This is a genomic window from Hymenobacter sp. HD11105, from assembly GCF_054051685.1.
Window position 1 is genome coordinate 295,525 of the sequence record NZ_JBSWBR010000004.1, and the last position, 11,904, is coordinate 307,428.

11 protein-coding genes are annotated in these 11,904 nt (G+C 42.7%); all 11 read right to left on the reverse strand.

Translation table 11 applies throughout. The features are described 5' to 3' along the window. Positions 1-65: 65 nt before the first annotated feature. Positions 66-1,262: a hypothetical protein gene (locus ACW9KT_RS14430; protein WP_457081581.1), complete on the reverse strand. Its 1,197-nt coding sequence runs from the start codon at positions 1,260-1,262 to the stop codon at positions 66-68. Positions 1,263-1,861: 599 nt separating this feature from the next. Continuing rightward, on the reverse strand, positions 1,862-2,809 hold the full coding sequence (locus tag ACW9KT_RS14435) for a glycosyltransferase (protein WP_457081583.1): 948 nt from the start codon (positions 2,807-2,809) through the stop codon (positions 1,862-1,864). Positions 2,810-2,838: 29 nt separating this feature from the next. Then, the gene (locus ACW9KT_RS14440; protein WP_457081585.1) at positions 2,839-3,435 is read right to left on the reverse strand and encodes an N-acetyltransferase; all 597 of its coding nucleotides are present in this window, start codon (positions 3,433-3,435) and stop codon (positions 2,839-2,841) included. A 12-nt stretch (positions 3,436-3,447) separates the two neighbouring features. Next, positions 3,448-3,855, reverse strand: coding sequence for a sugar 3,4-ketoisomerase (locus ACW9KT_RS14445; RefSeq protein ID WP_457081587.1), 408 nt, complete (start codon positions 3,853-3,855; stop codon positions 3,448-3,450). A 38-nt stretch (positions 3,856-3,893) separates the two neighbouring features. After that, a complete protein-coding gene (locus ACW9KT_RS14450; protein ID WP_457081589.1) occupies positions 3,894-5,003 on the reverse strand; it encodes a DegT/DnrJ/EryC1/StrS family aminotransferase in 1,110 nt (369 codons plus the stop codon). A 199-nt stretch (positions 5,004-5,202) separates the two neighbouring features. After that, the gene (locus ACW9KT_RS14455) at positions 5,203-7,167 is read right to left on the reverse strand and encodes a hypothetical protein (RefSeq protein WP_457081591.1); all 1,965 of its coding nucleotides are present in this window, start codon (positions 7,165-7,167) and stop codon (positions 5,203-5,205) included. 66 nt (positions 7,168-7,233) lie between these two features. Further along, positions 7,234-8,175, reverse strand: coding sequence for a glycosyltransferase family 2 protein (locus tag ACW9KT_RS14460; protein ID WP_457081593.1), 942 nt, complete (start codon positions 8,173-8,175; stop codon positions 7,234-7,236). Positions 8,176-8,194: 19 nt separating this feature from the next. Beyond that, positions 8,195-9,148 (reverse strand): hypothetical protein, encoded by a 954-nt coding sequence (locus ACW9KT_RS14465; protein WP_457081595.1) that lies wholly within the window; start codon positions 9,146-9,148, stop codon positions 8,195-8,197. Continuing rightward, a complete protein-coding gene (locus ACW9KT_RS14470; protein WP_457081597.1) occupies positions 9,136-9,540 on the reverse strand; it encodes a sugar 3,4-ketoisomerase in 405 nt (134 codons plus the stop codon). The genes ACW9KT_RS14465 and ACW9KT_RS14470 overlap by 13 nt, the downstream gene beginning before the upstream one ends. A gap of 6 nt (positions 9,541-9,546) precedes the next feature. Beyond that, positions 9,547-10,488, reverse strand: a complete 942-nt coding sequence (locus ACW9KT_RS14475; protein WP_457081599.1) for a UDP-glucuronic acid decarboxylase family protein — start codon at positions 10,486-10,488, stop codon at positions 9,547-9,549. Between the two features lie 48 nt (positions 10,489-10,536). Continuing rightward, positions 10,537-11,883, reverse strand: coding sequence for a UDP-glucose dehydrogenase family protein (locus tag ACW9KT_RS14480; RefSeq protein WP_457081601.1), 1,347 nt, complete (start codon positions 11,881-11,883; stop codon positions 10,537-10,539). Between the last annotated feature and the right edge of the window lie 21 nt (positions 11,884-11,904).

The following is an 11,904-nucleotide window of genomic DNA, read 5'->3' on the forward strand; positions in this document are numbered from 1 at the left end:
TGCCACTAATTTGGCGGCGCGAAGGTACGAGCTTTTTACCTACCTCCCATTTAACTAACCTTACACTACAATGCTAACCGGTCGAGCAAGGCTGCGAAGCTAGCAGCATAAGCTGAGCGGGTATGCGTACGGGCAGCAAATTCACGAGCTGCCTCCGAACGCTGGAGCAACTCTATATCAGACATAGCCAACAGCGTCCGAACATGCTCCTGGATGCTTACTGTAATAACCTCCGGCTCCTGCGACTCAATTTCGAAGCCTAAAAAAGCCCCCCACACGGTTGCGGTCTGCGTCACTATGGGAATTAACCCAAAATGCAATAGCTGAGCCACTGACCCTCCTCCCCCCTCCGACGCGCTCGGGTACACCTGTCCGAGACAGTTGTTTGCTACTTTGGCAAACGATGAGGAGGCTACATCAACCCAGCCTAAGTAGTGCAGGTTGGGGTACTGACTGAGCATACCCTTCAGCCAATTCCACAGCCGCGTCTCTCGCTCAATATTTCCCGCAATGTAAAGATGCGCTTCGGGTATGCGCGCAAACGCTTCCACCGTCAGATCTAAGCCCTTCAGAATAGCTCCTCCGCTTCCCAGCCACAGGAAATTAGTCCGTGCAGATGCTATGTTTTTAGGTACGGGTACTGGCTGCTTCGCAACAGAAATATTTAACTGATGCCGCTCAGGTCGTGGATCGTAGAGCTGTTGCTGAAACGGAGTTCCATAAAGCGTCATGATATCGGCGTGCTCATCAGAGAAGCTAACGCGCGTCTGACGTTCGGGACGAACCCAGATACCAGTCCGACGATGAAAATCACGTAATCGATTTAACTCAGCTAGATTTTGAAAGGCCCAGTAATTTTCAGTGCAATAGAATACTTTTTTCAGCCGGGCAGTTGGAGGGCATTCAGCTAAACGGTCACTCTGAACAAAGGCTACCTCATACTTATCCCAGTCGATAGGCTCGGGGCAGGCCACATCGTAGAAATCCACAATATATTCCCGCTCATTCAATTGCCGAACCATTTCTACGGTCTCCCAATACATGGAGTGCTCATTGAGCATGGGCGCGTTTTCTAGCTTACCCGCTACATAATAGGGTATAACGTGCATCACATATACAATCAACGCACGTTTAGCTCCAGATCCCAAACGATCTTGTCCAATGTCACGAATGGAACCTCCACCGGGAGGCATAAAGAGTTGGTCGGCCGTATCGTGCAGCACTTGCGATAAGCGGTAGCGAACTCCTCGAATGGTTGGCATCAACTAGAATGTGTAAATCAGTACAGTGGTCGCACTAAGCGAAACTATACCTTCGTAAGACTACTGGCCCTTACTACTTTGTTACAAAAGACAGACTATAAGATGAGAATGCCCGCGTATTTTGATAGAAATTAGGCTAAGGTACACACCAGTGATCCTCAGCTTCTACAGTCCTTCCCTTAGAGCACTTGCTGCAATTTGAGTGCCTGTAATCATAACGGCTCCAGCTTAATTTAACTTGGCAAACAAATCCCAGATTACTTTTATATCATCAGATCGATCATTGCTTAAGTGCAACCTGTTATTATAGTCAAATAAATGCCTGCTTACGATTAATATTTAACGTAGCCTAGGTGGCTGTTGCAAAACGCGGGCGGTAGTCTGAAAACACGTTAGGTGAGCCCCACCCGCTGCCAAATAGGGACGCTACCCTAGCCTTTTTAGACGCGACTAGTCGCCGAGGCGACTTCGCAGATTCACTATAGGGAGTTTTGCAACAGCCACCTAGACTATTGGTATACGTAGCGGCGATTGACACGCACGGGACAGATGACCTAACAAATCTGCTCATGTTAGCAATGTCTGCTTACTCAGCAGTATTAATTTCCTTTACCTTTAACTCGCTTTACAAGGCCGTAAGCTTGTGCTACTCGCTGGGCCGGTACTCCTAGCCGAGCTAATGTCAACAAAGCTAGCCCACGCAAATCCCGACGCTGCCGCCAGCGCTTTTGTAGCCAATACACGCTATTTTCTCCACCTAATAAATAGAGTTGTTCAGAAAAAGCTGCGATGTGTTCGTAAATAATAGCATCACCGTCGGGGCTCACCCCAAGATGCTTGCTAACTATTCGCATATTGGTCTCTGCTATCTGCGCTCGACGCCGAAACATAGCAGAAGAGCCGTGAATCCGGTAATGAGCTGTTACTTGTGGTTGATATAAGAAGTGAAATTTACGGGCTAAGCGTATCCACATATCCCAGTCTTCATAGGCCAGAGACTCATCGTATGGGCCAACTACTTCAAAACAGCTTCGACGTACTAATGTAGTCATGGCTCCAATGAAGTTTGTACGCAACATCGGCAGCCATACATCACCGGAAGAAGGTGCAATCTGACCAGTAGCGTACACGGAAGGCACAATTATATTGCCGGCCGGATTTATCTTGCTTACATCGCTAAATACAACACCTACTTTGGGTGAAGCAGCTTCTAGCATTGCTACCTGGACACTCAACTTATCAGGTAGATAGTTATCATCTGACCCGATCAGGCTAAGATATTTTCCTTGCGCTTCTTCAACAAACCGGTTACATACCCGACATATCCCTTGATTCTGTGTATGGCAAATCAGGCGGGCGTTAAAATCAGCATGGTCATTTAACCATCCTTCTATAACTGTTATTGAGCTATCGGTCGATAAATCATCAATGATGATCAACTCTACGTGCGGATAATTTAAACCTCGAATGCTATCGAGTGTCTCCCGAATGTATGGTGCGTTATTAAATGAGGCTACGCCAATGCTTACAAGAGGAGTTGTGCTCATAGATTATAAGTGTTGATAGTCGAGCAGACTTAAATAGTCTCATTGCCCATCAACTTTTTAATGAGGCCTTTTTCCTCTTCCACAAAAAGAGCTCCGCTATTGGAGCGCCACTGCCCTGGTCCATCAGACAATAGCTTATCACCTCTCTCGTCAACCCAACCATATTGCCGGGCTGGGTTTCCATATACCAAAGCATGGTCCTTCACGTCGCGCGTGATAACAGATCCAACTCCACTCATAGCAAAACGACCAATACGCACTCCAGCTAACACCGTAGAATTCGCTCCCAGCGAGGCTCCGAAATGAACTTGAGTTTCCGTAAGAGTATAATCATGCTGCCGGCTACGGGGGCGCAAGTCGTTGGTAAAAACCACATTAGGCCCTAAGAACACATTATCATGCAACGTAACACCTTTCCAGAGGTAGATACCACATTTGAGGGTCACATTGTTTCCTATTTTAACCCCCCCTTCGATAAAGCAATGATCACAGATATTGCAGTTTTCCCCTATCGCAACCTCAGGCAAGATATGCACAAAGGCCCAAATTGTAGTACCTGCTCCTACCTGATTAGTCTCGACTAAAGAATGCGGATGTTTATAAAAGTTGCTTCTATCCTTTGTCATATGTGAAGTTGCCTATTTTAAACTAGTGGCGAGCTTTTTGAATTCATCAAAGTCGCGGATGTAGTCATCTTCGCTGTATTCCATTGAAGCTAGGCACAGCAATACTGCATTGTGCGAGAACTTGATAGTTCGCCAATACAGTCGTGGAACATATAAGCCTCGATTCGGCGAATCGAGCACAAAATGCTGTTCAGTTCCATATATATCCTCTAACGTAAACTCAATTCGACCACTAGTAGCGAAAATAATTTGCTCCAATTCATGATGAGCATGATGACCCCGTATAACAGAATCTGGAGTGAAATACGTCCAATAAACTCTCTTAATTTCAAATGGCAAATTACTGTTCTGTGCCACCGATATGTAACCCAAACTGGGTGAACCTATTTTAGAAAAATTAATGAGTGACGGAATTGACATAAAAGGAGCGCTATTCTAAATGAGATACGATAGGATAACTACGCGCTCTCAAAAAAGTCACGTACAGCGGATGCAACAGCTGCCACTTCATTTTCTTGCATTCCTGGCCACATTGGTAAGCTAAGCGCAGTGCTTGCTAGTTCCTCAGCAATAGGATAAGCACCTTCCTGAATTCCCAAGTGTGCATACGCTTGCTGCAAATGCGGCGGTACTGGGTAATGAATAAGTGTTCCGATGTTCTGCTCCTGCAGGTGTTTCTGAAGTAACTCCCGATGTCTGGTGCGCACAACATAAAGATGATACACATGCGTAGCTCCTTCAGCTACAATTGGAAGAATCAGATCGCCTAAACCCATCAAATGTTGATCGTATAAGGCAGCTACTGTCTGACGCTGATGTGTCCAATCCATAAGATGAGGCAACTTCACACTCAGTACAGCAGCTTGTAATTCATCTAGTCGAGAGTTATATCCTATAACTTCGTTATAATATTTTTTCTGTGATCCATAGTTACGGAGTGTTCGAATTTTGCCTCCCAGTTCGTCATCATTAGTGGTAACAGCTCCAGCATCACCGAGTGCACCGAGATTTTTACCGGGGTAAAAGCTAGTCCCGTTCACATTACCAAAGCTGCCTGTAATCTCTCCCTGCCAAGTAGCTCCCTGCGCTTGTGCATTATCCTCTACTACCCAAAGACCGTGACGTTGGGCTATTTCCATAATCGGACCCATTTCACACGCTTGGCCATATAAATGTACGGGCATAATTCCCTTAGTACGGGGCGTAATAGCAGCTTCAATTCGAGTTGGATCGATATTATATGTATATAGACTTGGCTCAACAGGTACCGGAGTTGCGCCTACATAGGAGATTGCAAGCCAAGTGGCGATATAGGTATTGCTAGGCACCAGAACTTCATCACCAACACCCACACCTAATGCTTCCAAAGCTAAGTGTAATGCATCAAGGCCATTGGCGACCCCTATGCAATGCTGTACTTTGTTGAAGTCAGCATAAGCAGCTTCAAATGCTTTAACCTGATCTCCTAAAACATACCATTGCTTATCATATACAGCAGCAATAGCGGAAAGTATGTTTTCCCGAATGGGATTATGTTGTGGAGAGAAAGAGAGAAATGGAATATTCATAGGAACAAATGGGAAGCCTAATTGACTGCACAAAGATATGCATTATATATCTTTGCACTAAAAAAGTAAACAACAAATACAATGAATTAAATAAAGCTTAATAGATAAAATAAATTTTATCTATTAATGTGATTTTGTGTACATATTTTATAATTTACTATTTTATGATTTATAAAAAATTTCTTAAAAAACAATGAACTCATTTAGGCAGTTTAGAATTTCTACGCTTTAGAACATATAACTGTTCACCAGACAATGCATCTCTATAACATGTATCAACAAAAGATTGCAATATTAAAGGCAATTTTGCACGTTGAGAAACACATATAAAACCAATATTATTATTAGCTACAAATTTATACTTAGTGCTATCAAGTGATAAATTATTCATAGCTTGAAATTTAGCAAACCTATACAGAGTTGATTTTCTAACTATTTGCTCAGCTTGTGCTGAATCACGTTGAAACCGTGGGTCAGTTGTTAAACTGTCAGGATCAAGTGCGGAAAGTGATATAAGTGCATAGTCGTTCTTGAAGTTAGAAATATAATTTCCTGTTGTATAAGAATCTGGAGACAGCATATATGCATTTTCATAATCTTCATCTGCTAGTATATAACAACCACGCGAACCGATAGTTGGCACTACCTTTTCAACTTGACGCATAAAAGCAGGTGAATAGCGCGTGTTACCTGTGCCTACGGCAGAAAAGTTCACGACAATTAATAGGAACAAGGCAATGATAACAATCGTATAAACTCGTTTTGACGCTTGTTGAAGGGCGTAAGCAAAAAACACAGCTAGAACAACAGGGGTAAGCGGAACCATAGTGTTAGAGAAAAACTGAAAGCTATCAAGATAATGCGTACCGAAAGCCCTCATACCTGCAGCCATCAATAGACTTGCTCCTAACCAGATCCAAATGACACCAGGAACAGTAACTTGCAGTTTTCGACGCTGAAAGATCAACACTGCCAACAACAGCAAAACGTAAATTCCAAAGTAGATACTATAATTTACAAACACTCCAAGTGTAATATTAATAAGAGTCTTTACTTCATTCAATTGAGGAACAATTGATTGAAGTGCGAAATTACGGCCAGTGTTTGGAAACTGATACGGCTCAGGTTGTAACGTATAGAACGCTATAATATACAGACCCGTTGCGACCATCGGTAGCAACATGTAAACTGCCTTGGTTAAGTGAATTTTTTTGCTTATGAATAAATAGGTTGTTATTGAAAATAAAGCAAAACCCGCAACGGGAGCTGTAGATATATACACAAGAGGCAATATCGCTAATGCACTACCGGCTGAAAAATAATATTTGTTTAGCAACAGCAGAGCTGAGACCAGCAAAAAAATATAGATAGGTGTTAATTTAGGATTCAAGCATAAAATTAAACTTGATAGAAGGGCGCCATTTTGCACAAACAAAAATTTTTGCAGAAAAATCCATCTCATTCCAGTGATAAATAAAAATAAAAATCCAAAAATAAAAATCCAATTATATTTTATTTTAAAATGAGCAAAAATTGCCATAAACCCAGCACATGTAACAGTTATAAATACTGCTGAAGAGCTTATAAAATAAACCCATACTGAAGGCATCTCAGTAATTGATACTAGTAAAGAGTTAAGCCATAATTCCATATAGTGATAGGGTTGCTCAGTTACAAATTGAGGATATATTACTTCTAATCCGTTAGTCTCAACCCCTAAATGATTTAAAGAAAGAGTTAGACGGCTATAATATACATAATCTTGAAAAGGAGTTTGCAAATAATTAGAATTAAAATCAAACAACAACAAGTACTGAACTAAAAAAACAATTAGACTTACAACTAATAACAGCGCAAATTCCTTTGTCAATATTTTATTAATGTAGGTAACAGATAGTTTTTTAGAAAACATTGCTTCTCTCTTTATTCCATATAGTAATGCTAGAATCAATGGAATCATCAGAGCATGGATAGTACTTCCATTAGTGCATAGCAAGGCATAAATACTTATGATGATGCTTATACCTGTGACTAATACTAGAAACAAGAATAAGAAACTCTCAAGAGGCTGCACGCTTAGGAGTTTAAATAAACTTAATCCAATCCCATAACAAATAACAATTGTTATAATTGCAATTGAAAGCAGCTGAAAAAAAAGCAACATTATTGAAGGATTTATTATTTTTTAACTTATGATTTATTATGCTATAAAACTGATTATTTATTAAATTTATTCGAGATTAGTATTATAAATGTTTTTTACAACATATAATGGCCGATTACGAGACGCGTCCAATCCTCGCCATACATATTCACCTATTACTCCTAAAGCAATCATTTGAAATGCTGAAACAAATAAAACAACGACCATTAATGTAGTCCAGCCAGTGGGTGCTTGGGGAGCGAATACATTTAGTCCAATAACGTATAGTCCGTAAAGTAGCGCTATTAACCCTAATGTTAAACCCACTATTGAAATAGCACGAATAGGGAAATAAGAAAAAGAAAGTAGTGAGTCAATAAACAATTTTATCTTTTTTTGTATAGTCCAACGTGACTTACCTATTTCACGCTTACGACGTACGTAGGGAATATTGATATATGTGTAGCCAAGCCAAACCATTAGATAAAACACATTGCTATTACGCTCATGCATTTTTGTTACTTCGTTGGCTACTTGTTTATCAAAAAACACAAAATCGAAGCCTCCGTCAGGAATGTTGCTTAGAGCAAGGTGCTTCATCAACCAGTGAAACGTTTCAGCAAATCGCTTTGCTAACCCGGTTTCTTCACGATCCTGGCGATTTCCAATAATTAATTTAAATCCTTTAAGCCAATAGTCGTACATCTGCACCATTAGCTCTGGAGGGTCCTGCATGTCAGCAGTAATAACGGCCATGCAGTCGCCAGTTGCATGTGCTATTCCGGCTACAATTGCATTGTAGGAGCCTACGTTACCTACTAGCTCTACTACCCTAATGCGATCAGGATATTGAATTCGGGCCGTAAGTAATGCCTGAAGTGTTTGATCACGTGATCCGTCATCAACGAATACATATTCGAATTCAACTTGAGCCGGAAAACGAGCTTCATTGATAATTAACTCCCTAACCGTGATGGGAATATTTTCCTCGTTAAAATAACAAGGAACAATAACAGAAAGCTTAGGCATTATATTTTAAAAGGAGAGTTTATCTAGCAGATGAGTTGCTGTGGCAAGCTAAAACGTGGCTGCTGCCTCCCAATTTGAATCCTAGCTTCTCACTTGTACGAAACACAGCGCGATTTGTAGATTGGGTAGTCATCAGCACTGCCTGTGCTCCTCTCATGCGGGCTCTATGTACTGTTTCAGATACTAATCGCGCATGCCAACCTCGGTTTTGCGATCCAACAGCCGTCAGCACTACCCTGGACAAATTGACGCCCAATCCGGCCGAATCGTGTTTTAGATCGCTGATTGCTAGAAATGAATCTACTGGCAGATTAGGTTCATCGGGTACAAGCACAGCATCGCAATATCCTTGCACTGCAGCACTAGCATACTTCGCTAGAAAAGCGTCAGCTCGTAACGTCCCAAACCAAGGATCAGCATGAAAACGGTCATATTCATTACGCGCTGAAGCCGATATTTGAGCAATATGTTCATGTTCTTCTATTCGAGCTAAGCGCACTGGGTAACGTGGATGATCATAATTTGGCAAATCATCACAATAGTAAAGTAAGCGAGTTTCCACGATCCTCCAACCACTAGCAGTTAATGCTTGAAGCAATAATGTATCCTCGCATGGAATTTCACTGAAGCAATAATAATCGCCTTTAGCTGCTAAATCTTCCTCGAAAGATTTTAGTGCTTTCACCCGTTCTGAGGGGGGGCACTTTTCCTCGAAAAGCCCCATCACCAATCGGTAAGTTGGTGTATTAAAAAACTCTGAGTCCCAAGGCAGAACAGAGTATAACAACTGTCCGGCCTTGTGCGTAAAGATCACCTCATTCGGTGATTCAGTTCCAAATTGAGCTATCTTAGCTATGCCAAACAGTTCTTGTTGGCGCTCATAAGGAACTATATTTCTCAAGAAATTATAAGGAGAATAGAAAGGTAATATTGCAGCTCGTTGAGCGAGAAGTGCTGTATTTACGCTTTCCATACTTCCTTGAATTGGTCATATTGCCTTATGTAATCTTGCTCATCATAAGGATGAGAAGCAAAGACCACTTGCACAGCCGAATGCGAATATTGCATTGTGTGCCAAGCATGAGGTGGAACATATAGCCCTATGTGAGGATCCTCTAACCGATGCACGCTTACTGTCCCATCAGGCATTTCTATTGTGACAATAATACGCCCGGCTACGGCCACCAAAACCTGCTCTGTTTGGTAATGAGCATGCCTTCCTCGAACGATACTTTCTGGCGTATAATACGTCCAGAAAGTACGCTTCACTTCGAAAGGAACAGCTTTAAACTGTTCAGTTACAGATATAAATCCAATACTTGAATCTCCCAATTTGGGGAACTCAATCAGGTATGGTTGCATCATTCGGTGCTAAACTCGGTCTTTAAAATATTCCAGCGTGCGACGCAAACCTTCGGCACGATCGACTTTTGGTTCCCATCCCAAGATTTCTTTCGCCTTAGTAATATCTGGCTTCCGCTTCATCGGGTCATTCTGCGGTAGAGGCTGGTACGTAGGTTTAAACTCCACCCCAGTCAAGCGCGCGATTTCCTCTCCAAATTCCTTGATAGTTATCTCTGAAGGATTGCCAATATTTACTGGCATTGGATAATCAGACAGCAATAAGCGGTAGATTCCTTCTACCAGATCGTCGACATAGCAGAAGGATCGAGTCTGGGAGCCGTCACCAAATACGGTTAGGTTTTCACCGCGCAGGGCCTGAGATAAGAAAGCTGGCAATACGCGGCCATCATCGAGGCGCATACGCGGACCATACGTATTAAAGATACGAATAATGCGCGTCTCAAGGCCGTGATGGGTGTGGTAAGCCATCGTGATTGCTTCCTGGAAACGTTTGGCTTCGTCGTAGCAGCCACGCGGCCCAACAGGATTAACGTTACCGAAATACTCCTCCACCTGAGGATGCACTTCAGGGTCACCATAGACTTCAGAAGTACTGGCAATCAGAATGCGAGCATTTTTCACTCGCGCCAGACCTAGCAGGTTGTGAGTACCTAACGAACCAACCTTCAGTGTTTGGATGGGAATCTTGAGGTAATCAATAGGAGAAGCGGGCGAGGCAAAGTGCAGGATGTAATCGAGTTTACCAGGGACGAACACATATTTAGAGACGTCGTGGTGATGAAACTCGAATGCTTCCTGACCAAAGAGGTGCTCAATGTTCGAAATATCCCCAGTAATGAGGTTATCCATGGCAATAACATGGTAACCTTCTGCCAAAAACCGGTCGCAAAGGTGAGAACCTAAAAAACCGGCGCCGCCAGTAATGAGTATGCGTTTTTTATCAGACATGCGCGATGCGTTGAAGGCTTAGACACTTATTTATAGTAAACTGGCTTTCTAAGCCTGAATTACTGGCTCTTTATGATTTGCCCGAATACCGATGCAGTGATAAGTAAAACCGATTTCACTTAGCTCTTTAGCATCATAAATATTACGACCATCAAATATATTTTTCTGCTTCATCAGACGCCCGAGTACTTCAAAATTAGGTGAGCGGAATTCAGGCCATTCTGTTACTATCAGTAGAGCATCGGCATCAATTAGCGCTTCAAACTGATCTTTAGCGTAATGAATACGGTCACCTAATGTATGCTTGGCTTCCTTGATAGCTACTGGATCATACGCCGATACGGTGCAGCCAGCCTCTAGCAACCGCTCAATGATAACCAGCGAAGGAGCCTCACGCATGTCATCGGTTTTAGGTTTAAATGACAAGCCCCAAATAGCCATCTTTTTACCCTGTAACTCACCGCCGAAGTGTTTGTGAACTTTATCAAATAACACTGATTTCTGGGCGTCATTTACGTTCTCGACGGCTTTGAGTACCTGCATCTCGTAGCCATTCTCTGCGGCCGTTTTAATGAGAGCTTTTACATCTTTGGGAAAGCATGAACCGCCGTAGCCGATACCAGGATAAATGAACTTAGTACCTATGCGAGCATCTGAGCCAATACCCTGACGAACTTTGTTTACATCGGCACCCATGATTTCGCAGAGGTTAGCAATGTCGTTCATAAACGAAATCTTCGTTGCCAGCATGGAATTGGCGGCATATTTCGTCATTTCGGCAGACGGAATATCCATGAAGATGATCGGGTGACCATTTAACAAGAACGGCTTGTAAAGCTTGCTCATTACTTCCTCAGCTCGCTCAGAAGCCACACCTACTACAATGCGGTCCGGCTTCAGGAAATCGTCGATAGCAGCACCTTCTTTAAGGAATTCGGGATTAGAAGCAACATCGAACTCGATGTCTAAGCCACGCTTTTCTAAGGCCCGCTCTATCTCCGCCCGCACTTTAGCAGCCGTTCCTACAGGCACTGTACTCTTGGTCACAATGACGCCATAATTATTCATATATTCGCCAATACCACGAGCAACGGCCAGTACGTATTTCAAATCAGCTGAGCCATCTTCACCGGGGGGCGTTCCTACCGCAATAAATGCTACATCGGCATCATGAATACTGTCGGCGAGGCTAGTAGAAAAGTGTAGGCGCCCTTTCTCTACATTGCGTGCTACCATTTCCTCCAGGCCAGGCTCGTATATAGGTAGAATTCCCTGCTTGAGGTTGTCAATCTTTTTCTGGTCAATGTCAATGCACGTGACATCAATGCCGACCTCGGCGAAACATGTGCCCGTTACCAGACCGACGTAACCGGTGCCTACTACTGCAATTTTCATAGTGTGTGAGTATGAAAGCCT